This window comes from Paracoccus sp. (in: a-proteobacteria) (assembly GCF_032007265.1).
In the GTDB taxonomy this organism is placed as follows: domain Bacteria; phylum Pseudomonadota; class Alphaproteobacteria; order Rhodobacterales; family Rhodobacteraceae; genus Paracoccus.
Genome location: NZ_DALZMB010000017.1, coordinates 16,809 through 40,300, shown reverse-complemented (window position 1 = coordinate 40,300; position 23,492 = coordinate 16,809). Strand labels below are relative to the sequence as shown.

Here is a 23,492-nt window from a genome sequence, read left to right as displayed (position 1 = left end):
TATCCTCCCTGAAATCTGTCGGGCTTTCTGTGGCCCATCTCCCTTGGTCAGGATAGGCGGTGCGCCCGCTCTGCATAGATGCGATGTGGCATCATTTTGCATCTGCCCGCGCGACACTTGCGGGTTCCCGCATGGGCGATGCAACGGCGTGGCGGTGTGCAGGGCTTTATGGCATCGTCGGTTCGATATTGGGCTTGGGTCCGGGATCGGGGGCGGATGCAACGCGCCAGATCCAACGGGGGCGGATTCAACGGGGGCCAAATCCGACAGGGGCAATGGCATCTGGCAAGCCGGATTGATGCAGCGGCCGAAGGGGGGAGAAGATGCAGCAACATGACCAATCGATCCTTGACGGGATTGTGCATGATGCGCTGGCCGAAGAGGCGGGCGATCCCGGCCCTTTGCTGCCCCATCTTTTTCGCATCTCGCGCGCTTTGGCCGGGCGGCTGGATTTTCTGTCCGCAATCCAATCCGTCGCCCAGGAAATCGGGCAGTTTCTGCCCTATGACCATCTGGATCTTTGCCTTCTGCGTCACGATGGCACTTTGTCGGCCGCCTATGAAACCGGCATCGAAACAGAGTGGAGCCAGCGCGCGACCGACAATGTCGAAACCAGCCCGATCCGCGCGCTTTTGACAGGCAAGGTCGGCTATATTCTGACCGATGATGCCATGTGCGATCCGCGCTTTCATTTTCCGGGGGCCTTTGTCGCGCCGATCATGGACAATCGGCTTTGTGCCAGGGTGCATGTGCCATTGGTCGTGGCCGATGGGGTGATCGGGGCGCTTAGCATTTCGCGATTTGCACGCGGCTGCTATGGGCCGCGCGACATCACCGCAGCACGCTATGTCGCCGATCTGATCTCGCCTTATGTCTATGCTTTGCTTGAAACCGATCGCAGCCGCCGCACCGCGATCATCGAAGCCGAGGCCCGCGCCCGCGAAGAGGGGCTGCGTCTGGGCGCGCTGAACCTGACCGAGGCGCTAGAGCAGGAACGCCAGCGCATTGGCATGGACCTGCATGATCAGACCCTTGCCGATCTTAGCCGCCTGATGCGCGATCTGTCGCGGCCGGGCGGGCTGGATTCGGAACAGACCATGGCGCGACTGGATGATTGCGTTGCCGATTTGCGCCGGATCATTGATACGGCGGTGCCCTCGATCCTGGAAATGTTTGGCTTTGCCCATGCCGTTCGCGTTCACCTAGAGCGCGCGTCCGGCGATGGCTCGGATATTGCGATCGAGGTGTCCGATGACAGCAATGGCGCCCCCGACCTGCTGGACCCTGTGGCCCGCATCGCCCTATTTCGCATCGTGCAAGAGGCCATCAACAATGCCAGCCGTCACGCGCGACCCAGCCGCATCGATGTGCGCATCGCGCGCTCGCCCCGGCTGCGCATCACCGTGGCCGATGATGGCTGCGGCATCGCCGAAGATGTGCGTCGCAACCGCAAGAAGGGCGGCTTATCGCATATGCGCACCCGCGCCCAATTGATCGGCGCGCGATTGTCGGTGCGCAGCGGCAAGACGGGAACCTCGGTCAGTGTCAGCCTGCCGCGTCAGGAAGGAGCTTTGGTATGAAAATCCTGCTGGTCGAGGATGACCCTTTGCATGCTGCATTTCTGCGCGATGCCGTCAATCAGGCCCTGCCCGAGATCTCGCAGGTCCTGACCGCGCAAAATGGGCGCGAGGGCGAGGTGATGGCGCGCAAGGATGTCGGGGCGGTCGTCATGGATTTGCAGATGAAAGAGCGCAATGGCATCGATGCGGCCCGGACCATTTGGTCCGAACGCCCCGAGACGCGCATCCTATTCTGGTCCAATTACGCAGATGAGGCCTATCTGCGTGGGCTTAGCCGGATCGTGCCGCCCGGCTCGCCTTATGGATATGTGTTGAAAACCGCGCCTGTGCAGCGGCTGCATCTGGCGATGCGGGCGGTGCTGCTAGAGGGGCAAGTCCTGGTCGACCGCGAAATTCATCGCCTGCAACAGCGCCAGTCTCGCCCCGCCGAAGGCTTAAGCGAAAGCGAATATTCGGTGCTGCTGGATATGGCGCTTGGCCTGCCGGACCGGGAAATCGCCCGGCGCCGCGGCATGTCCGAGCGCACGGTGCAAAACAGGCTGCTGGCGCTTTACGAACGCTTTGCGGTGGATCTGCCGGGCGGCGGGCCGGCGATGAACAAGCGCGTGCGCGCGATCGCCTGTGCGCTGACCAGTGGCGTCTTGAATGTCGAGGCGCTGCGCATTGCCGAACGCGAGATGCAAGATTGGCTGGTGCGCAATCCTGCACCCGATCAGGCCAGCTCGATCCGTTCCAGATAGGGCAGCGGATCGGGCGGGATCAGATCCTGCACGGCCTCGATCCGCAGCATGGCGCGGCGTCGCGAGATGCGCAGATGTGCAACCAGTGCCGCTTTGGCCGAGGTGACATCGCCCTCTTCAAGGCGTTGGATGATATCCAGATGCTCGCCCAGAAAGGGTTCGGTGCCAAACAGCTCTAGCGTCCAGCTATAAAGGAAATGATGCGCAATCAGCAGTGCCTGCGGCAGGCTGATTGCCTGCATCAACGCGCGATTGTTGCAATAGCCCAGCATCTCGACATGCAGGCGATGTTCGAGCCTGTCCAAAAGCGCCGCATCCAGCGCAGCACCCGGCGCCATCGCGTTTTCAAGCTCTTGGCGCATGGATGCCAGATAGCCGTGCGGCAGGCGCGGGACCGCCTTCTCCATCGCCAAAGGTTCTAGCACCCAGCGCAGCTCGTATAGCTCGTCCAGATTGGCCGGTGTCAGCGCCGGTGCGATCCAGCGCCCGTTGTCATCCTTGATCAGCACGCCACGCTGCTGCATGCGTGCGACCACATCGCGCGCGACGGTGCGGCTGACCCCATAATGGCGCGCCAAAACCGATTCGTTCAGTCGCCATGCAGCCAAGGAACTGCGCGCCACCACCGCCATTTCAATCTCGGGGTAAAGCAATTCCCAGCTGGGCTGCAGCCGCAGCCGATCTGGGGTCGTCATTGTGGTCGTGGCGGCGGTCGTGGTGGGGGGCGTGGTGGGGGGCGCGGCGCAGCGCGCGAGCGGATCACGGCGGGCAGGATCGGGCAAGTTCGCTGCGCCATTGGCCGTTGCGGCGACGCGGTAACGTCCCGATCCGCCGCGTTCAAGCAGACCTGCCTCGGCCAGATCCTCCAGTGCTTTGCGGGCTGGCGCGCGGCTGATGCCAAAGCGCGTGGCGATGCCGTTTTGCGTCAGCGCCTGGCCCGGGGCCAGCTCGCCCGTTGCAATGGCCTGTGACAGGGCATCGGTCGCAAGTTGATAAAGTCGGGGCGCGCGGCGCGGGTTCGGGGTGGTCATGCGCCATGCTCCTTGTTGCCCGCCAGATTGCACAGGCGCGGGTGGGAAAGCAATTGTACTGCGCCGACAGGTTGTGGTTAGTGTATGCATAAGACATTTCTGAGGGGGAGCAGAAAGAGTGACCACCACACAACAGGTTTCATTGGCGGGGTTGGACCGCTTTTGCCGCGCGGCTTTTGCAGCGATCGGCGCAGATGAGGCGACGGCTGATGCGGCAACGCGCGCCATGCTGCATGGCTCGCGGCTTGGGGTCGACAGTCATGGGGTGCGCTTGCTGCCCCATTACCTGAAGGCACTTGAGGGCGGGCGTCTGAACCGCAATCCGCAGCTGCGCAAGGTTGGCGGCTTTGGCGCGATCGAGGTTTGGGATGCCGATCACGCCCAGGGTGCGGTGGGCAGCTATCACGGCATGAATCGGGCAATCGCGCTGGCGGGGCAATTCGGCCTGGGTGCCGTCTCGATCCGAAACAGCTCGCATTTCGGGCCGGCGGGCGCCTATGCGCTGGCTGCCGCTGAAGCGGGCTATATCGGCGTAACATTTTGTAATTCCGACAGCTTTGTGCGCCTATATGACGGGGCGTCGCGGTTTCACGGCACCAATCCAATTGCGGTGGCTGTGCCGGTTGCGGGGCAAGATCCCTGGCTTTTGGACATGGCGACCAGCGCAGTTCCCTATAACCGGATCGAACTTTACCGCAGTCTGGGGGTCGAACTGCCCGAAGGGGTTGCCTCGGATGTCGCGGGAACGGATACGCGCGACGCGCATCTGGCCGATATGCTGGCCCCCCTTGGCGGGGCCTTTGGCTTTAAGGGCGCAGCCTTGGCGGGCGTGGCCGAGATCTTTAGCGCAGTCTTGTCGGGGATGAAGTTGAGTTTCGACATTGCACCGATGGGCGGCCCTGATTTCGCCACGCCGCGCGGCATGGGCGCATTCGTGCTGGCGCTTAAGCCCGAGGCTTTTCTTGACCGCGCCAGCTTTGACGCGGGCATGGCGCGCTATGTTCAGGTTCTGCGCGATTCCCCTGCACGCGCTGATTGTCAGGTCATGGCGCCGGGCGATCGTGAGTGGAAAGTTGCCGCAGAGCGCAGCAAAACCGGGGTTTTCCTTGATCCGGTGACCGCGGCCAGCTTTCAGGAATTGGCAGAACGTCTGAATCTGGTCTGGCCAGACGCCTGAAATGTCCTGAGGAATACAAAGGTCAACAGCTGAAATGCGTCGAAATACCCCGATCTGCCACGTTTTTACTAACGATTTTGTGAGTATTTCGACAAATTTCACTTGAACGAAGCCGGAAACGGCCTGTAACCTCAAAATTGGTCAAACCACTTTGGCCGTACCGCGAGGAGGCGGTACAGAGGGGGACGGATGCTTTCAGAGGCCGCGCCACGTCGCCATTACCGGCAGGTGGCAGATCAGATTCTGGCGCTTGTCGCCGCCCAGGGCTTGTTCCCGGGCGAGCGGTTGCCGTCCGAGCGCGACATGGCCGAGCAGTTCAGCCTGTCACGGCCATCGCTGCGCGAAGCGCTGATCGCACTTGAGGTCGAGGGCCATGTCGAGATCCGCATGGGCTCGGGGATCTATGTCAGTGCCCAGCCTGATCCGGCGGCGGTGCGACGTGTCGAAGGCGAGGGGCCTTTCGAGATCTTGCAGGCCCGATGCATCATTGAAAGCGCCGTCGCCGAAGAGGCCGCGCGTCATGTGACACCTGCGCTGATTGCAGCGCTTGACCGCAACCTGACGGAAATGGCCGGGGCCGTCCATGACACGCCGCGCGTCATCCGTCTGGACGGCGCCTTTCACATCGAAATCGCGGATGGGATTGGCAATTCGGTCCTGACCAACCTGATGGAGGCCAGCTATAAGCAGCGCCTCTCACCGTTTTTCGAGCGTTTCTCGAGCCATTTCGAGGGACCGCGGACCTGGCGGCTGGCTTTGGCCGAACATGGTGCGATCCGCGATGCGATTGCCGACGGCGATCCTGCCGCCGCCCGCGAGGCGATGCGCCATCACCTGACGGAATCGCAGCGCCGCTTTGCCGAAAATGCCCTGCCCGAAGCGGAATAACCGCTCGGGTCGGGCAGAATGACCAGAAACAGAACGATACTACTGGGAGGATATGTATGACGTTCACGATCAAGGGCCTGATGGGCGCCGCCGCCATGTTGATGGCCAGCACCATCGCCGCACATGCGCAAACCGCATTGAAATGGGCGCATGTCTATGAAGCCTCGGAACCGTTCCACACGGAATCGGTCTGGGCCGCAGAGGAAATCGCCAAACGCACGGATGGTCGCTATAAGATCGACGTTTTCCCGGCCTCGCAGCTGGGCAAAGAGGCTGACCTGAACCAGGGTCTGAAGCTTGGCACCGTCGATATCATCATCTCGGGTTCCAGCTTTGCCTCGCGCGATTATAAGCCGATTGGGGTGACCTATTACCCCTATATCTTCCGCGATCCGTCGCATCTGATCGCCTATACCAAAAGCGATGTCTTTAATCGTCTGGTCGAGGGCTATGAAAAGGCCAGCGGCAACCACATCACCGCAGTGACCTATTACGGCACGCGCCACACCACTGCGAACAAGGAAATCAAATCCTGCGCCGATATGCAGGGGCTGAAGATCCGCGTTCCGGACGTGCCTGCCTATCTGGCGATGCCGCGCGCCTGTGGTGCCAACACCTCGCCGATCGCCTTTGCCGAGGTCTATCTGGCGCTGCAGAACGGTACGGTCGAAGCCCAGGAAAACCCGCTGACCGCGATCGAGGCCAAGAAGTTCTACGAAGTGCAAAAGAACATCGCGCTGACCGGTCACATCGTCGATCACCTGAACACGGTCGTCTCGGGTACGCTTTGGAACCAGCTGTCTGACGAAGATAAGAAAATCTTCTCGGAGGTGATGCTGGAATCCGCCGAGCGCGCGACCAAGATCGTCGAGCAGCGCGAAGGCGAGCTGGTCGAAAAGTTCCGCGGCATGGGTATTGGTGTCAACGAGGTCGATAAAGCCGACTTCGAGCGCATCGTTCTCGAGAAAGTGCCCTTCGAGGAATACGGCTATAACAAGCAAGACTGGGAAGACATCCGCGCAGTCCAGTAATTGGACTGATCGTCTGAGCTAAGTTTCCCAAAGTCCCAAGGGCGCATCTGCGGCCTTGGGCACCCCCATCACACCAAAACCGGAGCCAAGATATGGCAGAGCAACATCACGCGCCAATCAGCGTGGACGAGCTGGCGCATGCCTTTGAGGACGAGGCAGGCGAGGTCGATCTCTCGCCCTATTCCATCGAGGACTGGCTGACCCTGGCCGTCTTTTGGGGCATGGCGCTTTGCGTCTTTCTGCAGTTCTTCACCCGTTATGCGCTGAACAACAGCCTGACCTGGACCGAAGAAATCGCCATGAACTGTCTGGTTGTGGTGGTCTTTCTTGGCTCGGTCATGTGCGTCAGGCTATGCCGCCATATCGTCGTGGATCTGATCTACAACTTCTTGTCCCGCAAGGCCGGTCGCGTGCTGGAATGCATCGTCGATGTCATCGTCATCGCCTTCTTTGGCTATATGAGCTGGCTGATGTGGCGCTATGTCGGCATTGTCGGCTCTGAGCGGATGGTCACCATCGATCTGCCGCGCGGCATCGTATTCTATACCGTTCTGGTCTCGTTCGCGCTGATGTTCCTGCGCGCGGTTCAGAACCTTGTCAAAGACATGACTAGCACCAAAACCGTCAGAGAAAAAGCCGCAGAAAGCGGCGTATCAGGAGTATAAGCCGATGCTGGTTTTGCTTGGAGCTTTCCTTGGGCTTTTGCTGATCGGCGTGCCGGTCGCCGTGTCGATGGCGGCGGCGTCGCTGCTTTATCTTGGCATCTATAACGTCGCGCCTGACATTATTGCGGCGCAGCGCATGATTGCAGGGGTCGAGAGCTTTCCGCTGATCGCTGTGCCTTTCTTCATTCTGGCAGGCAACCTGATGAACATCGCTGGGGTGACTGGGCGCATCTACCGCTTTGCCCTGTCGCTGGTTGGCTGGATGAAGGGTGGCCTGGCCCAGGTCAATATCATCGGCTCGGTGGTGTTTTCGGGCATGTCGGGCACGGCCCTGGCCGACGCGGCTGGTATCGGCACGATCGAGATCAAGGCGATGAAGGATCACGGCTATCCGGTCGAGGCCGCGGTCGGCGTGACCGCCGCCTCTGCCACGCTTGGCCCCATCATCCCGCCGTCGCTGCCTTTCGTGATCTATGGCATGATGGCCAATACCTCGATCGGGGCGCTGTTCATGGCCGGGATCATTCCGGGCGCGGTCATGACCGCCCTGATGATGCTGACCGTCTATATCTTTGCGCGCCGCTATGGCTGGGGGTCGGATACGCCATTCGATCTGCGCCAGCTTCTGGGCGCAACCGGCGAGATCCTTATCGTTCTTTGCTTTCCCGTCGCGGTTTACGCTTTGGTCATGGCTGGAATGTCGATCAACCTGGCGGTCGCACTTGGGCTTGGCGTGCTGATCGCACTGGATTGGTATTTCAACTGGGATGCAGTCATGGCGCTGATGGCGCCGGTCTTGCTGATCGGGGGGATGACCCTTGGCTGGTTCACCCCGACCGAAGCCGCCGTTGCCGCAGTGTTGTGGTCGATCTTCCTTGGTCTGGTCCGCTACCGCACCATGACCTTCCGCAGCCTTGCAAAAGCGTCTTTTGATACGATCGAGACCACGGCCTCGGTGCTGTTCATCGTGACTGCCGCCTCGATCTTTGCCTGGCTTTTGACGGTCAGTCAGGCGGCGCAGCTGTTTGCGGATCTGATGTTCTCGATCACCAGCAACTGGTGGACCTTCCTGATCATCGTCAACATCTTGTTGCTGGTCGTGGGTGCCTTTCTGGATACGATCGCAGCGATCACCATTATCGTGCCAATTCTGATGCCGGTGGCGGCGCGCTATGGGGTTGATCCGGTCCATCTGGGTCTGATCGTGACGCTGAACCTGATGATCGGTCTGTTGACGCCCCCGGTTGGCATGGTGCTTTTCGTGCTGGCGAGGATCTCGAAAATGTCGGTCGAGCGGACGGCCCTGGCAATTCTGCCCTGGATGATCCCGCTTTTCATCGCGCTGATCCTGATCACCTTTATCCCGGCGATCACCCTTTGGCTGCCGACGCAGCTTGGCCTGATCAAGTAGCCCTAACCGCCCATCGGCCCGCTCCATCCCGGCGCGGGCCAGTTTCTTTATGTCAGATGAAAGATCACCCATGCGCACCAGAGTGGCGCGTCTTTACGGCGCAAAGGATCTGCGGGTCGAAGAACAAGAGGTCGCAGCACCCGGGCAGGGCGAGGTCTTGCTGCACATGGCAGCAGGCGGGATTTGCGGCTCGGATCTGCATTACTATCAGGATGGTGGCTTTGGTCCGGTGCGTGTGCGCGAGCCGATCATCGCAGGGCACGAGGCCTCGGGCTGGGTGCTTCAGGCCGGTGCGGGCGTGGATCTGACCCCGGGCACGCTGGTCGCCGTCAGCCCGTCGCAGCCTTGTGGCGATTGCGAATATTGCCGCAAGGGGCAACCGATTCATTGCCTGGATATGCATTTCATCGGCTCTGCCATGCGCTTGCCGCACGAACAGGGCATGTTTCGTGATCTTTTCACCATTTCCGCCGCACAGGTCCATGCGCTGCCCGAAGGCGTCAGCGCGGGCGAGGCGGCCTGTGCTGAACCTTTGGCGGTTTGTTTGCATGCGGTCGCGCAGGCTCAGGATTTGCTGGGCGATCTGACGGGGTTGCGTATCCTGATCAGCGGTGCCGGTCCCATCGGTCTGCTGGTTCTGGCTGCGGCGCGCCATCGTGGTGCGCAAGATGTCATCGTGACCGATCTGACGGATGCAGCCTTGGCCCGCGCTCGTGAAATGGGTGCCTCGCAAACCATCAATGTCGCCACCTCGCCCGAGGATCTGACACCTTTGCAACAGGGCAAGGGTCAGATCGATCTGATCTTTGATTGCTCGGCCGCGGGCCCTGCGCTGCGCGTGGCCTTTGGGGCGATCCGCCCGCGTGGTGTCATCATTCAGGTCGGCGTCACCGGAGATGTAAGCATTCCGCTGAACGCTTTGGTCGGCAAGGAAATCACTTGGCGCGGCTCGCAGCGCTTCCACGAGGAATTTGCTCAGGCCGTTCAGCTGATCGGCAGTCGCGCAATCGATCTGCGCCCGATCATCAGCCATAGCCTGCCGCTAGAAGATGCCGTTGCCGCCTTCGAGCTGGCGTCGGATCGCAGTCAGGCCTGCAAGGTGCAGCTCAGCTTTAGCCAAAAGCCGAAATAGCGCTGCGGGTGCTCACGATCAGCGCTGCACAAACAACGCCGCGCCCTGTGCCACCCGATCGTCCCAAGGCAATTCCCCCTGCCTGAATGCACCACGCAGGGGGAGGCCGGCATGAAAAAAGCAGGGAGGACTTATTTCACGCGGATCGCGAACAGCTTGCGAATGGTCTCTTCGGTCTTCCAGATGCCCTTGAAGCCCGCTTCGATGTAAAACGTATCGCCCGCTTGGAATGTCTTGGGGGCTTCGCCATCCTGGGTCAGGGTGACCTTGCCCTCGAACATATAAATATATTCGTCGCCGATGTAATCGACACGGTAGCTGCCGGGCGTTGCCTGCCAATATCCGGTCAGGAACTTGCCGTCATCGGTCTGATGCTCGACCCATGTCTTCATTGTTGGCGCGCCCTCGACCGGGGTCCACCAATCCAGATCGGTGGTGATCGGTTCGGATTTAGGGGCCTGATAGGTGCCGAATTTCATAACTGCCATGTTACTCGTCCTGTCTGTCACGGAGCCGCCGCTCCTTGAGAAAAACCAGGCGCCGCGCGACGCTGTTCAAAGGCTAGCCAGCCAAGGGGGCAGGGTCATCAGCCCCTTTGGTCCTAGGCCTTGGGTCGCCTGTCCTTGTTCAGCAAGCCGCTATGGCAATGGCCCATCCTGGCACGGATCACGCCTGACTTGGCCGTACCGCGCGTGAAGCCAGATACGACACCGCCCCTGTGCCCCCGCACTGCACGATCTTGGAAAGGCGCGCCTGCGATTGTGGGGAATGGTGTGGCGGTCTTGGCTGGCGGTGGATCTTGCTTTGTCTGCATGACAGCTTTGCCCAATATCGCCTGATCTCGCCTTTGGCGTTTGATCGTGCAACAGATGCCTTTCAGATCGCGCTATTGCGGCGCGACACGGCCCGGATCTCTTCCATGAACCTTTTTCTATTCGTCGCCACCGTGCTGATATGGGGATCAACCTGGATCGCGATTTCGTTTCAGGTCGGGCCAGTGCCGGTCTTGGTTTCGGTATTTTACCGATTTGCAACGGCGGGCCTGTTTTATCTGGCCTTTCTGGCGCTGACGGGGCGGTTGAAATGGCCCAAGCTGAACGAGCATCGCTGGATCTTGCTTCAGGCCTCGTGCCTGTTCAGCCTGAACTTCCTGTGCTTCTATTCGGCCGCATTTTATGTGCCCTCGGGGCTGATTTCAGTGATTTTTTCGCTGGCGACCCTGTTTAACGCGATGAATGCGCGGATCTTTTTTGGCGATGCGATCAGCGGGCGTGCGGTTGTGGCCAGCGGCTTTGGCGTGGCGGGGGTCGTGCTGTTGTTCGGTCGCGACCTGCTGCATTCCCATTCCGGCGGCGTCATTACCGGGATCTTGCTGGCCTGTCTGGGAACGATGCTGTTTTCGCTGGGAAACATGATCTCGCGGCGCAATAGCGCGGCCGGGATCTCGCCGGTGACCGCGACCTCTTGGGGGATGGGATATGGGGCGTTGATCCTGATCGGGCTGATCGCGGTGACGCAAACGCCGATCATGGCACCGCCCGATGCGCCCTATGTCGCCGCACTTTTGTATCTGGCGATCATCGGTTCGGTCGTGGGCTTTACGACCTATCTGATGATGGTGGCGCGCATGGGATCGTCGCGCGCTGCCTATGCGACGGTGCTGTTTCCGGTGGTGGCGCTGGCGCTGTCCACGATCTTTGAGGGATACCACTGGCATTGGACCGGGGTGCTGGGTGTGGCCTTGGCCTTGGCGGGCAATCTGGTGATGTTCTTGCCCGCCCGCCGCACGCCTGCAGCCCCGTCCTCGTCTGTATCGGCCTAAGCGGCGTTTAGTTCAGCATGACCATGGCCAGAAATGGCCCGGTCTCGAACAACATTTGGGCAAAGCGCTGATAGCTTTCCGTGGTGACGGGTGGTGCATCCGAAAAGAAGGGCATGACCGCCCAACCCTGCAAGATGCCGTCCAAAGGCAGCGGCGTGGGGTTCTCGAGCCAGGCCGAGGCATCAATGCCCGCCGGAGCGCGCCAGAAGGGGATGGTGCGCGCGCCGGTCAGCAGCGCATCCCCATCGGCCAGAACCGCAAGCCAGGCTGGGCCTGTTCCTTGGGGAAAATCCAGACCCGTTGCGGAAATCTGTCGGTCGCCCGGTATCCATTCGCCCGCATTGTCGGTTTCTGCCGCGATCAACCCCCAAAGAACCTGGTTCAGGCTGACGGTTTCGCGCCAATGGGCCTTGGCCTTGCGGGTGCGATCGGCATCGGGCTGATGGCGCAGCATGTCGATGGCAATGGCCAGTGGCTCGAAATAATCGTCGAAGAAATACAGCTCTGTGAACTGCTCTTCGATGGGCATTGTCAAACGCAGCTCTTCGATGCGCTGGCGGGTTTGCAGCACGCGCTGGATCGAAGGCGTGGGATCAAATGCCAATACCAACTCGCCCGCCCCCGAGACCAGATGGCTATAGGCCGTCAGCCAAGCAGCATCGGCATTGTCAAAGCGGATAATCGGCGCCTCGCCCTGCGGGCCATCGCTGTCATAGGCCAGCCCGTCCAGCAGCGACGCGGCATTCTCGAACTCGCTGCGCTGACCATTGCCGTCAAGATCGAACCAGAGATCACCCAGATCCAGTGCCACGCCAAACTCGGGCCCCTCGGCCAGCCCGGCAGTGTCTTGGCGAAGCTGGTCCATCGCTTTCAGCGTGGCCTCGGTTTCCTGGGCAAAGCTCTCGGGCGGCAAGATCGCACTGGGGGCGGTTTCAGGCAGCTCGACCCCCGAGCCCAGCAACATGCCGCCCATCTCGCCGATGCCATAGCGGCTTCGCCACTGATAAGCGCGCTCGACCGCGGCCAGAAATTCTAGGCCAGCACGCGAAAACCGCGTCTGGGGATCGGTCGAGGGATCGGCGCGCAGCCTTGCCAAGGTCGGCGCAATGCCATTTTTCGCAATCTCGGCCGAGATAGGGTCAGCGACGACTGCAGTGACGGCAATCTTGTCGCTTTGGGTGGCCGATTGCGCAAACAAGGGGGCCGTGCTTAGCGTCAGCAAAGCAAGGCCCCCTGCGATCTGGCGAAAATAAGAAGACATGATGGCTCCGGTCTGGTGCAGGTACAGGGTTTCTGGGCAGGCGCGGTGCCCAATGGGCATGTTGCAGGCGATCACGTCCTGTGCGGCTTTTCAATCCACTTCGCGCCGCTTAAACCCAGCGCGGGCATTCCGCCCTGACCGGAGAGGCCATGACAACACTTTACATCGACGCCGACGCCTGCCCGGTCAAAGCCGAGGCCGAGCGCGTGGCGACACGGCTGCGTGTGCCGATGGTGATGGTCTGCAATGGTGGCATCCGCCCATCACAGAACCCGCTGGTGTCGCTGGTCATCGTCAGCGAGGGCATGGATGTGGCGGATATGTGGATCGCCGATCACAGCGGGCCGGGCGATGTGGTGGTGACCAATGACATCCCGCTGGCGGATCGCTGCCTGAAGGCCGGAGCGCAGGTCGTGCAGCACAATGGCGAGATCCTGACCATGGCCAATATCGGCTCGCGGCTGGCCACGCGCGATCTGATGAGCGACATCCGCTCGGCCAATCCTATGTTTCAAGGCGGCGGCGCGGCCTTTTCCAAAGCCGATCGCACACGGTTTTTGCAATCACTGGACAAGGTGCTGGTCAAGGCGATGGCCGGTCGCGGCTAGGGATGCCTGCCCCAGCCGGCCAATGATTGGCGAATGACGCAGCGTGGCAAATGCTGCGCGGTTGGCGTTCGGATGTCGGGCCGGGGCCACGGATCGGCATCGCGCTGCTGACGCTTCTTTGATGGCGCGGGTCGGCTGGCGGGGTGGGGCCGTCGGGCAATTCGTGATAATCAGGCCGAAAGCGAAACGATCTGTTGCCGATCTGACGTGATCTGCTGTCGAAAGGACCTGCGATGACTGACCTGCCGCGCCTGCCCGCCAATTTGCTGACCCGGCGCACGACCCTTTTGTCGGGGCTGGCACTTGGGATGAGCTCGTCCTTGCCTGCGCTCGCGCAAGACGCGCAGGTCGATAACGCACAGGTCGATCCGGCCGACAATCCCATGCCCGCCGAGCTGCGCAAGGCATTGGAACGTGATCCGACTGCCCCGGTTCTGGGCAATCCCAATGGCGACATCACCCTGACCGAGTTTTTTGACTATAACTGTCCCTATTGCCGCGTGATGGTAAAGGATGTGCATCAGCTGATCTCTGAGGACAGCAAATTGCGGGTGGTTTTCCGTGAATGGGCGATTTTCGGCGAGGGCTCGATCTTCGCGGCGCGGGCCTCTTTGGCGTCGCTTGATCAGGGCAAATACTGGCAATTCCATCAGGCGCTGATGCAGGTCAAAGGGCGCGTGCAGGAAAGCACCGTGCTGCCGGTCGCCGAGCGTGTCGGGCTGGATATGGCGCGGCTCAAGCGCGATATGGACAGCGACCGCGTTCATAATCAGATGACCAGCACGATGGAGCTGGGCGATCACATGGGCCTGATGGGGACGCCAACCTTTATCGCGGGCAATGAGGCGCTTTTTGGCAAGCAAAGCCTGCAAGATCTGCGGGATCTGGTGGCCCGGGGGCGTCAGGCACTGGCTTGATGGTCTAAGCAAGGCTGTCGCGCCACAATCAGCCGCCCAGAGGAGATATGAGCCCGCAAGCGATTTGGCCACCGCCACAGGTGGGTCAAGCGACAACCGCGCCAAGCGACAGGCGGGCAAAGTAACGCGCGGGTAAAGCCATGGAAGACCATGGAACCGGGCGGCCAAAGCATCAGGCGGCTCAAAGGCGATGACGGGCCTTGGGCCGCAATCAGGGTGACCTGAATACAACTTTGGTGCGAGAATTGTCCCTTGGCGGGGAAATTGCTTTCTCTTGGTGCATTCTTATGGCCATTGGGCCGACAGAAAATCACCAGTGAAAACGATGCAGAGGGATGTGATGGGATATTTCCCCAAATGGCGGCTGACCGATAATGCGGTCGTGCTGCCCGATGAGCGCCTGCCTTGGGGCGCGGCCGTGCCAATGGGTGTACAGCATCTTTTGGCGATGTCAGGCTCGACCATTCTGGCGCCGCTCTTGATGGGGTTCGACCCCAATGTCGCTGTTTTCTTTTCCGGGATCGGCACGCTGATCTTTTTCGTGCTGACGGGCGGGCGTGTGCCCAGCTATCTGGGCTCGTCCTTTGCCTTTATCGCGGTGGTTGTTGCGGCGACCGGCTATGTGGGCAGCGGCGCCAACCCCAATATCGGTATGGCGCTGGGGGGCATTATCGCTGCGGGCGCGCTATATGCCGTGATCGGATTGATCGTGATGGCGGTCGGCGCGGGCTGGGTCGAGAAGTTGATGCCGCCTGCGGTAACTGGCGCGATCGGCGTGGCGATTGGCCTGAACCTTGCCCCGGTCGCCGTGGGGCAGTTGAAAGGCAGCTCGGCCCATATCGCAATTGCGCTGTTGACGGTGCTGTGTATGGCCTTGGTCTCGACCTATGGACCGCGCGCGACGCGGCGCGTGGCGGTGCTGATTGCGCTGGCCTTTGGCTATGTCTTGTCGCTGATCTGCGGCAATATCCTGAGCCTGATCCCGCAAATCGATTTTACAGCGGTCAAACAGGCAGCATGGTTTGGCTTGCCGAACTTTACCGCACCCGTCTTTAACGCCAGCGCCGTTTGGCTGGTCGCGCCGGTCGCCATCGTATTGGTCGCCGAGAATCTGGGCCATATCAAGGCGTTGGGTTCGATCACCGGGCAAAGCATGGACCGCTATATCGGGCGCGGTTTTCTGGGTGACGGCATTGCAACCATGATCTCGGGGGCAAATGGCGGCACGGGCATCACCACCTATGCCGAGAATATCGGCGTGATGGCGATGACCAAGGTCTATTCAACCCTGATCTTCGTGATCGCTGCCACCGCGGCAATCTTTCTGGGGCTTTCACCCAAATTCGGGGCGGTGTTGCAGACGATCCCGGCGCCGGTCCTGGCTGGGCTTGCGGTTTCGGTCTTTGGGCTGATTGCCTCGGCAATGGCACGGATCTGGGTCGAGAACCGGGTCGATTTTTCTGACCCGCGCAACCTGTTTACGGTGGGCGTCGCGCTGATTTTCGGGGCGGGCGACTTTACGCTGCATTTGGGCGATTTTGCCCTTGGCGGCATCGGCACATCGACGCTGGCGGCGCTGTTCATGTATCAGCTACTGGGCCTGCGTAGCCGCAAAACGGACGCATAATCCTTGCGCCTTCTTGTATGAAACAGGTTCTGGCCGGTCGTCGCGACGGGCCAGGGCCAAATTGCTAGCCGCTGACCCTTACAGATATTTGGTCGGCACCGAGGTCGTGAACTTCATTTCCTCCATCGAAATCATCGAGTTGATCTGAGAGAACTCTAATCGCTCGATCATCGATTTATAGACATGATCAAAGGTCTCGATGTCAGGAACCAGCACTTTGAGAATGTAATCGACCGAACCGGTCAGGCGATAGGCCTCGACGATCTCGGGGATGCTGTCGATCAATTCGCGGAAATTGACCAGCCAGGCCATCTCATGGCGCGGGGCCGTGACGCCGATAAAGACCGTCATCGGAACGCCCGCATTGCGCGGATCGACCAGCGTGACCCGGCCACGGATGACGCCTGCTTCCTCGAGCTTGCGAATGCGGCGCCAGCATGGGGTTTGCGACAGGCCGACCTCTTCGGCCAGGACCGCCACGGGGCGGTCCTTTTCCTGCAAAAGATCAAGGATCTGGCGATCGAGGTCATCGAAGGCCGATTGATCTGCCGTTCGCCGGCGGGAATCGCCGATCTTGCGCGGCGACTGGCTCATGATGCTACGAATTCCAGGATCGAGCCGCTGGCATCAGCCGGGGCCACCCAGAGCGCGCCATCCGTTGTCTCCTGCACTTCCACCCCGTTTGCCGCCAACACTTTGCGCGTCGCGGCAAGGTCCGCTACGGCAAGGCGCAACACCGCAAAGCCCTTTTTCGGCGTGGCCTGAATTGCTTGGGCGGAATAGCGCGCGGCTGCGGCTTGTGGCGTCAGCACCAGTATCTGCGCAGAGTTGGGGCCGGTGGCGACCGCATGGCCCCCGGCGATCTCAGAGACCGCGCCAGCAGCATAGAGCCGGGCGAAACCCTGCGCCATGGTGGCGGTATCTGCGCTGATGGCGACGATTGCGGCAATTGCCTGCGCACCATTGGCATGGGATTTCAGCTCGGGGCGCCAGACCATGTCGCGGGTCTTGTGCTGACACATAAAGACAAAGCCCGTCGGAGTTTCACGCGGCGCGAAATGCGTCACCGCAAATGCCGCGACCCCTTCGCTGCCATCGGGCAGGGGCAGGGGGCGCGAGAATTCGCCCACCGGCTCGGCCTCGATTCCCAGTTCGGCCAATGCATCGCGCGCGGCATAGGCATCCTGGATGCGGCAGGCGATCGCGCGCAGCCCCTCGCCATCGCCGGTCAGCATGTCGCGCTGATGCTGGTTGCCCGGGGTCGGTTCGACGATACCCAGCAGTTCCAGATAGTCATCATTCAGGATGATCGTGTAATTCGCGGTGCCTTTGGCGGCGCTATGCAGGCCGCGCGGTGACAGGGTGAACCCCAGCTTGCGGTAGTGTTGGGCGCTAAGGTCAAGGTCATTGACCAGAAGAAAGACGTGATCGACGCCCTGAACGGGATGGGTCATTGGAAATACCTTTCAAGCAGAAGGATTGCGCTGAACCGGGGCCAGCGTGATCTCGTGGATGGCGATATTGGGATTGGCGCGGGCGACATAAAGCGCCGCCTCGGCCATGTCGTCGGGCTGGATCATGAACTCTGCGCGCGCGGGATCAAAACCCGGTCGGCGCAGCAACAATGGCGTCGCCACCTCGCCCGGATGCAGGGCGGTCGAGCGGATGCCATTCGCGCCCTCTTGGGCGTTCAGGCTGGCACTGAGATCGCTTAGCGCATGTTTGGACGCGCCATAGGGCACGCCCGCCACCGGCGCATGAAAGCGACCGGCCCAAGATGAGGTGTGAATGATCAGTCCATCTTGCTGCGCGCGCATATAGGGCAGGGTGGCGGCAATCACATTGATCGCCCCTTTGATATTGGTATCAAGGATCGCGTCCCATTCGGCGAAGTCAATATCGTCCCAACGCCGATGTGGGGTATTCAATCCCGCATTATTGCAAAGAATTGAAATATCATTCCGCCAATTCGCGATTTCTTTGGCGGTTTCTGCTACGCCCTCGCGATTCATCACATCAATCGGAAAAGCCCGCGCCTCACCCCCCATTTCACCGATTTCACTAGTGATTTTGGTCAAAGATTCCGCGCTTCTACCGCTGACTGCGACAATATATCCCTCGGCCGCGAAGCGTTTTGCCATGGCCGCGCCGATTCCCGAACCGGCCCCGGTCACCCATACTGTTCCAAGTTTTTGCAAACTTTTGGATGATTTTCCCATGATATGCTTTCAAACTGGTATGAAATATTCATTATGATGCGAACTAGCGGATTAGGATACACAGCAATTGGCATTATAGTAGAAGTATCTTATTGACTTATCTAGGATTATTGTAAGCAACTGATCGTCAAAATCGGTGGCCGGGAAATTCCCGGACCGCGGAAATCTGAGGGAGAAGTCTCTAAATGCTGAATGCGAAAGCTTGGCTGGCGCTGACTGGCGCGGTGGTTTCTGCCGCCGCTCTGGGCGCTCCTGCAATGGCCCAGGAAGAGGTCAAGCGCGGCGGAACTGCCATTATCCACATGAATACCGAACAGGGCGTGTTGAACCCGGCCCTGCGCGCCTCGACCGGCGTGTATCAGATCACCGGCAAGGTCATGGAGCCGCTGATCGACCGCACCTATGACGGCTATGTCGGCGTGCTGGCCACGGAATGGAGCAGCTCGCAAGACGGTAAGACCATTACCTTCAAGCTGCGCGACGGCGTGCGCTGGCATGATGGCGAGGCCTTTACCTGTGATGACGTGGCTTACACCGCAATGGAAATGTGGAAGCCGCTTCTGAACTATTCCTCGACCTTGCAGGCCAATCTGGAATCGGTGGATTGCCCCGATCCGCTGACCGCAGTGTTTAATTACTCCAAGCCGATGCCGCTGGAATTGCTGGTTGCTGCCATGCCCGACCTTGGGCATCCGGTGCCAAAGCATCTGTATGAAGGTACGGATGTTTTGAAAAATCCGCACAACCAGGCCCCTGTGGGCACGGGCCCGTTCAAATTCCAGGAATATGAGCGCGGGCAGCACATTCTGGCCGTGCGCAACGAGGATTATTGGCGCGGTGCGGAATATCCTTATCTGGATCGCGTCGTCTGGCGCTTTATTCCCGATAAAGCTGCCGCGGCTGCTGCGCTGGAAGCAGGCGAGTTGCACGAATCCGCCTTTATCGGCATTTCCATGGAAGACATGGCGCGCCTGGGCAAAGATCCGCAATTCGACATGGGCCCCAAGGGCTTTGAAAGCAATATTGCCCATTCGACCATCGAGTTTAACCAGCGCAATCCGATCCTTGCCGATTTGCGCGTGCGTCAGGCGATTTATCACGGTCTTGATATCGAATTCGCGATCAAGACGATCATGCGTGGTTATGCAGCGCCTGGCCGTGGCCCAATTCCCAGCGCGGGTGGTGCGAATTACACCGACGACGTCCAGACCTATCCCTATGACGTCGAGAAAGCCAAAGCGCTGTTGGACGAAGCGGGCTATAAGCCCGGCCCGGATGGCATCCGCTTCAAGCTGCGCCACCGCCCGGCACCCTGGGGTGAATATACCCAGCTTTGGTCGGAATATTTCGCCCAGGCCATGAAGGAAATTGGCATTCAGGTCGAGCTGATCTCGAACGACTCGCCGGGCTTCTTGAATGGCGTTTATCGCGATCATGACTTTGATACCGCCAACGGCTGGCACCAGTTCCGTTCGGACCCGGCAGTTTCGACCACGGTCTGGCTGCGTTCGGGCATTCCGGCAGGTTCGGCCTGGACCAACCAGTTTGGCTACGAAAGCCCCGAGATGGACAAGCTGATCGACGATGCCGCAGCCGAGCTGGACCCGGCCAAGCGCGCCGATCTGTATCACCAGATCCAGAAGCTGGAGATGAAAGAACTGCCGGTCATTTTCGCGATCGAGCATCCCTTCCTGGGCATCACCAATAAAAAGCTGATGAACCACCACAATACGCCGCGCTGGGACAGTTCCAGCTGGTACGACCTGTGGTTGAACGAATAACAGCCGATATATGAAAAGGGTGGGGCTGACGCGAGCTGGTTAGCCCCACCCCCACAACAAGAAAAACACGAAGCGGAGCCCGACGCGTGATGAGCATTCACCCGCCCCCGATATTGACCTTCGCGCTGCGCCGCATCTTGCAGGCTATTCCAGTGATCTTGCTGATCATGGTGGGCAGCTTTCTATTGATCAAACTGGCACCCGGCGACACCGTAGACGCGCTGGTGGGCGATATGGGGGGCGCGGATGCGGCCTTTGTCGCGCGGCTTCGGCAGGAATATGGGCTGGATCAGTCGCTTTGGGTGCAGCTGTGGTCCTATCTCAGCAAATTGGCGCAGTTCGACTTTGGCTGGTCCTATGTCTATGAGCAGCCGGTCTCCACGGTGCTGCTGTCGCGGCTGGGGACCACGCTTTTGTTGATGGTGACCTCGCTCAGCGCGGCCTTTGTCTTTGGCGTGGCGCTGGGGGCTTTCGCGGCGCGGCGCGCCTATTCGCTGACCGATAACGTGATCTCGACGCTGGGTCTGGTGTTTTATGCGATGCCGTCCTTTTTCCTGAGCCTGCTGATGATCTTGGTGTTCTCGGTCAAGCTGGGCTGGTTGCCGGTTGGCGGCATCAAGACGGTTGCGGCCTTTTATACCGGCTGGGACAATGTCGTGGATATTGCCGTTCACCTGATCATGCCTGCCGCGGCTCTGTCGCTGATCTATCTGGCCTTTTACATGCGCCTGATGCGGACCTCGGTGCTAGAGGTCATGGATCTGGATTTCGTGCGCACCGCGCGCGCCAAAGGGGCCAGCGGCTCGCGTTTGATGTTTCACCACATCATGCGCAATGCGCTGTTGCCCGTGGTGACGCTGCTGGGGCTGCAATTTTCGACGGTGCTGGGTGGTTCGGTTGTGATCGAGACGATTTTCTCGCTGCCGGGGCTGGGCCAGCTGGCCTATACTTCGGTGATCAAGCGTGACCTTAACACGCTGATGGGCATCATCTTTCTGTGCTCGATCATCGTGGTGATCGTGAACATCCTGACCGATCTGGTCTATGCGTGGCTTGACCCGAGGATCGAACTGAAATGAGCCTGACAGATACCGTACTTCCGCCCGTACAGCCCTCGCGTGCCGCTGTGCTGTGGCGCCGTTTCCGCCGCAACCGCGCGGCGGTGCTGGGGCTGATCCTGTTTGTTGTGGTGATCCTTGCCGCGCTTTTGGCCGATGTCATCACCCCCGGTGATCCGCTGCGCCGCGTCGGTGATCCGCTGACCTGGCCTGGGGTCGATCCCAATGCACCCTTTGGAACCGACCAGCTAGGCCGCGATATTTTGGCGGGTATTTTGCATGGCGCACGGATCTCGCTGATGATCGGGGTGGTGGCGACGCTGATCTCGATCACGATCGGGGTGGTTATCGGTGCCGTATCGGGGTATTTCGGGGGCTGGGTCGATGATGTGCTGATGCGCGTCACCGAGGCCTTTCAGACCATTCCGAACTTCGTTTTGCTGCTGGCGCTGGTCGCGATCTTTGGCTCGACCATCGAAAATATCGTGATTGCCATCGGTGTCGTGTCCTGGACCGCGCCCGCGCGTATGGTGCGGGCAGAGTTTCTTAGCCTGCGCCAGCGGGAGTTCGTTGATGCGGCCCGCAACCTGGGCGTGGGCAACCTCTCGATCATCTTTCGCGAAATCCTGCCCAACGCTTTGCCGCCGGTCGTGGTTTTTGCCTCGGTAGTGATGGCGACCTCGATCCTGATGGAAAGCGCATTGGCCTTTCTAAGCCTTGGCGATCCCAACTATGCCAGCTGGGGCAATATGATCGGCCAGGGCCGTGCGGTCCTGCGCACCGCCTGGTTCTGCTCGGTCATCCCGGGCATGGCGATCTTGCTGACTGTCTTGTCCTTCAGCCTGATGGGCGAGGGGCTGAATGACGCGCTTAATCCAAGGCAGAAGAAATGACGACGACATCCGCCCAGCCTCTGCTGCGAATCGAGAACCTGACCATCGACCTGCCCAAAGGCAGCGATCGGCCCCATGCATTGGATAGCCTGAACCTGACCGTCAATGAGGGCGAGATCGTCTGCCTTGTCGGGGAAAGCGGCTCGGGGAAATCCATGGCGGCGGGGGCGGTGATGCGGCTTTTGCCCGAACCCCATGTGCGGATCTCGCAGGGGACGGTTTTTCTCGACGGGCAGGATCTTTATGCCCTGCCCGAGGCCGAGATGCGCAAGCTGCGCGGTGACCGGCTGTCGATGATCTTTCAAGAACCGATGACCGCGCTGAACCCGCAAAAGACCGTGGGTTGGCAGATCGACGAGGTCTTGCGCCTGCATACCGATCTGGATCGCAAGGCCCGTCATGCGCGCGTGTTGGAAATTCTGGGCGATGTCCACATCCCCGACCCGGCATCGGCTTATAATGCCTATCCCCACCAGATTTCCGGTGGTCAGCGTCAGCGCGTGATGATCGCGATGGCGCTTGTGATGCGGCCAAGGCTGATCATTGCCGATGAGCCGACGACGGCGCTGGATGTGACCACGCAAAAGCAGATCCTGAAGCTGATCAAAGAGCTTCAGACCGTTCACCGCACCGGCATCTTGTTTATCACCCATGACTTTGGCGTCGTCGCGGAAATCGCGGATCGCATCGCGGTTTTGCGACTGGGCGAGCTGGTCGAGCAGGGCCCTGCCGAGCAGATCCTGAACAACCCTCAGCATCCCTATACCCGTGCCCTGATCAGCGCGGTTCCAGCCCTGACGCCGCCACCCGAAAAGGCGCAAAGTCAGGCGCCCGTGGTGTTGAAAGCCGAGCATCTGGTCAAGACATTTGCTGCCCGTGGCGGCCTTTTGTCGGGTAAGCGCAAGGCGGTCACGGCGGTCAAGGATCTTAGCTTTGAGCTGCGCCGCGGGGAAACTCTGGGCGTGGTGGGCGAATCCGGTTCGGGCAAGACCACGGTTTCGCGGATCGTGACCCGTCTGCTTGAAGCAGATAGCGGCAAGGTTCTGATTGACGGGCGTGATCTGATGGCGGCCTCTCGGGCCGAGATGCGCGCGCTGCGCAAGGACATCCAGATGGTCTTTCAGGACCCGATGGCATCCTTGAACCCGCGCAAACGTGTGGTCGATCTGATTGCTCAGGGGCCGATCGTGCATGGAATGCCCAAAGCCGAGGCCCATGCCCGCGCCCGAGAACTGCTGAAGCTGGTCGAGCTGTCGCCTGCGGCCGCCGACCGTTTCCCACATGAGTTTTCTGGCGGTCAGCGTCAGCGCATCGGCATCGCCCGCGCCATGGCGCTAGAGCCGCGGGTGATTGTCGCAGACGAACCCGTCTCGGCGCTGGATGTGTCGGTTCAGGCGCAGGTGCTTAAGCTATTGGCCAGCCTGCGCGACCGGTTGCAGCTGTCACTGCTGTTTGTGACCCATGATCTGCGTGTTGCCGCTCAGCTTTGCGATAAGGTCATCGTCATGCAAAAAGGCGAGATCGTCGAGGCAGGGCCGACCGCACAGATTTTTGCCAATCCCCAGCATCCCTATACTCAGGCCTTGCTCAGCTCGATCCCCGGACGGGATTGGCAGCCGCCAAATCTGACTGCCGCCTGATCGCGCGCCAA

The 23,492-nt window shown here is 60.3% G+C and carries 22 protein-coding genes; 16 read left to right on the top strand and 6 right to left on the bottom strand.

Going from position 1 to position 23,492, the window contains the following annotated elements; genetic code table 11:
* Window positions 1-323: 323 nt before the first annotated feature.
* Window positions 324-1,580, top strand: a complete 1,257-nt coding sequence (locus RTS12_RS05785; RefSeq protein ID WP_312526376.1) for an ATP-binding protein — start codon at window positions 324-326, stop codon at window positions 1,578-1,580.
* Window positions 1,577-2,320: a response regulator transcription factor gene (locus RTS12_RS05780; RefSeq protein WP_312526374.1), complete on the top strand. Its 744-nt coding sequence runs from the start codon at window positions 1,577-1,579 to the stop codon at window positions 2,318-2,320. The genes RTS12_RS05785 and RTS12_RS05780 overlap by 4 nt, the downstream gene beginning before the upstream one ends.
* Here RTS12_RS05780 and RTS12_RS05775 read toward each other — a convergent pair.
* Window positions 2,293-3,351, bottom strand: coding sequence for a GntR family transcriptional regulator (locus RTS12_RS05775; protein ID WP_312526372.1), 1,059 nt, complete (start codon window positions 3,349-3,351; stop codon window positions 2,293-2,295). The genes RTS12_RS05780 and RTS12_RS05775 overlap by 28 nt on opposite strands.
* Before the next feature lie 118 nt (window positions 3,352-3,469).
* On the opposite strand from RTS12_RS05775, the gene RTS12_RS05770 reads away from it, so the two are divergent.
* From RTS12_RS05770 to RTS12_RS05745, 6 genes are all read left to right on the top strand, one after another.
* Window positions 3,470-4,528 carry an Ldh family oxidoreductase gene (locus RTS12_RS05770; RefSeq protein ID WP_312526370.1) on the top strand — a complete coding sequence of 353 codons (1,059 nt, stop codon included), beginning with the start codon at window positions 3,470-3,472 and terminating at the stop codon, window positions 4,526-4,528.
* A 189-nt stretch (window positions 4,529-4,717) separates the two neighbouring features.
* Window positions 4,718-5,416 carry a FadR/GntR family transcriptional regulator gene (locus RTS12_RS05765; protein WP_312526368.1) on the top strand — a complete coding sequence of 233 codons (699 nt, stop codon included), beginning with the start codon at window positions 4,718-4,720 and terminating at the stop codon, window positions 5,414-5,416.
* 56 nt (window positions 5,417-5,472) lie between these two features.
* Window positions 5,473-6,447, top strand: a complete 975-nt coding sequence (locus RTS12_RS05760; protein ID WP_312526366.1) for a sialic acid TRAP transporter substrate-binding protein SiaP — start codon at window positions 5,473-5,475, stop codon at window positions 6,445-6,447.
* Between the two features lie 92 nt (window positions 6,448-6,539).
* Complete coding sequence (locus tag RTS12_RS05755; RefSeq protein WP_312526364.1) at window positions 6,540-7,112, top strand: TRAP transporter small permease; 573 nt, start codon at window positions 6,540-6,542, stop codon at window positions 7,110-7,112.
* Window positions 7,113-7,116: 4 nt separating this feature from the next.
* Complete coding sequence (locus tag RTS12_RS05750; RefSeq protein WP_312526362.1) at window positions 7,117-8,523, top strand: TRAP transporter large permease; 1,407 nt, start codon at window positions 7,117-7,119, stop codon at window positions 8,521-8,523.
* A 70-nt stretch (window positions 8,524-8,593) separates the two neighbouring features.
* Window positions 8,594-9,655 carry an L-idonate 5-dehydrogenase gene (locus RTS12_RS05745; protein WP_312526360.1) on the top strand — a complete coding sequence of 354 codons (1,062 nt, stop codon included), beginning with the start codon at window positions 8,594-8,596 and terminating at the stop codon, window positions 9,653-9,655.
* 131 nt (window positions 9,656-9,786) lie between these two features.
* On the opposite strand, the gene RTS12_RS05740 is transcribed toward RTS12_RS05745, so the two are convergent.
* Window positions 9,787-10,143 carry a cupin domain-containing protein gene (locus RTS12_RS05740; RefSeq protein WP_312526358.1) on the bottom strand — a complete coding sequence of 119 codons (357 nt, stop codon included), beginning with the start codon at window positions 10,141-10,143 and terminating at the stop codon, window positions 9,787-9,789.
* A gap of 251 nt (window positions 10,144-10,394) precedes the next feature.
* On the opposite strand from RTS12_RS05740, the gene RTS12_RS05735 reads away from it, so the two are divergent.
* Complete coding sequence (locus tag RTS12_RS05735; RefSeq protein ID WP_312526356.1) at window positions 10,395-11,477, top strand: EamA family transporter; 1,083 nt, start codon at window positions 10,395-10,397, stop codon at window positions 11,475-11,477.
* A gap of 7 nt (window positions 11,478-11,484) precedes the next feature.
* On the opposite strand, the gene RTS12_RS05730 is transcribed toward RTS12_RS05735, so the two are convergent.
* Entirely contained in the window at window positions 11,485-12,738 is a 1,254-nt protein-coding gene (locus tag RTS12_RS05730; RefSeq protein WP_312526355.1) for a hypothetical protein, read from the bottom strand.
* Between the two features lie 149 nt (window positions 12,739-12,887).
* Between RTS12_RS05730 and RTS12_RS05725 the strand changes: the two genes are divergently transcribed.
* The 3 genes from RTS12_RS05725 (at window position 12,888) to RTS12_RS05715 (ending at window position 15,890) form a co-directional block, all read left to right on the top strand.
* A complete protein-coding gene (locus tag RTS12_RS05725; protein WP_312526353.1) occupies window positions 12,888-13,346 on the top strand; it encodes a YaiI/YqxD family protein in 459 nt (152 codons plus the stop codon).
* 233 nt (window positions 13,347-13,579) lie between these two features.
* On the top strand, window positions 13,580-14,263 hold the full coding sequence (locus tag RTS12_RS05720) for a DsbA family protein (protein ID WP_312526351.1): 684 nt from the start codon (window positions 13,580-13,582) through the stop codon (window positions 14,261-14,263).
* A 340-nt stretch (window positions 14,264-14,603) separates the two neighbouring features.
* The gene (locus RTS12_RS05715) at window positions 14,604-15,890 is read left to right on the top strand and encodes a solute carrier family 23 protein (protein ID WP_312526349.1); all 1,287 of its coding nucleotides are present in this window, start codon (window positions 14,604-14,606) and stop codon (window positions 15,888-15,890) included.
* 78 nt (window positions 15,891-15,968) lie between these two features.
* Here RTS12_RS05715 and RTS12_RS05710 read toward each other — a convergent pair whose 3' ends face one another.
* From RTS12_RS05710 to RTS12_RS05700, 3 genes are read right to left on the bottom strand one after another with little or no spacing between them, the layout of a single operon-like run.
* Window positions 15,969-16,484 (bottom strand): Lrp/AsnC family transcriptional regulator, encoded by a 516-nt coding sequence (locus tag RTS12_RS05710; RefSeq protein ID WP_312526347.1) that lies wholly within the window; start codon window positions 16,482-16,484, stop codon window positions 15,969-15,971.
* A complete protein-coding gene (locus RTS12_RS05705) occupies window positions 16,481-17,344 on the bottom strand; it encodes a VOC family protein (RefSeq protein WP_312526346.1) in 864 nt (287 codons plus the stop codon). Before RTS12_RS05705 ends, RTS12_RS05710 begins: the two co-directional genes overlap by 4 nt.
* 12 nt (window positions 17,345-17,356) lie before the next feature.
* The gene (locus tag RTS12_RS05700) at window positions 17,357-18,109 is read right to left on the bottom strand and encodes an SDR family oxidoreductase (protein WP_312526345.1); all 753 of its coding nucleotides are present in this window, start codon (window positions 18,107-18,109) and stop codon (window positions 17,357-17,359) included.
* A gap of 185 nt (window positions 18,110-18,294) precedes the next feature.
* Between RTS12_RS05700 and RTS12_RS05695 the strand changes: the two genes are divergently transcribed.
* The 4 genes from RTS12_RS05695 to RTS12_RS05680 all read left to right on the top strand — a co-directional run bounded on the left by RTS12_RS05695 (window position 18,295) and on the right by RTS12_RS05680 (window position 23,481).
* Complete coding sequence (locus tag RTS12_RS05695) at window positions 18,295-19,890, top strand: ABC transporter substrate-binding protein (protein ID WP_312526344.1); 1,596 nt, start codon at window positions 18,295-18,297, stop codon at window positions 19,888-19,890.
* A gap of 89 nt (window positions 19,891-19,979) precedes the next feature.
* Window positions 19,980-20,969: an ABC transporter permease gene (locus RTS12_RS05690; protein WP_312526343.1), complete on the top strand. Its 990-nt coding sequence runs from the start codon at window positions 19,980-19,982 to the stop codon at window positions 20,967-20,969.
* Complete coding sequence (locus RTS12_RS05685; RefSeq protein ID WP_312526341.1) at window positions 20,966-21,841, top strand: ABC transporter permease; 876 nt, start codon at window positions 20,966-20,968, stop codon at window positions 21,839-21,841. Before RTS12_RS05690 ends, RTS12_RS05685 begins: the two co-directional genes overlap by 4 nt.
* A complete protein-coding gene (locus RTS12_RS05680; RefSeq protein ID WP_312526339.1) occupies window positions 21,838-23,481 on the top strand; it encodes an ABC transporter ATP-binding protein in 1,644 nt (547 codons plus the stop codon). The genes RTS12_RS05685 and RTS12_RS05680 overlap by 4 nt, the downstream gene beginning before the upstream one ends.
* Window positions 23,482-23,492 lie beyond the last annotated feature (11 nt).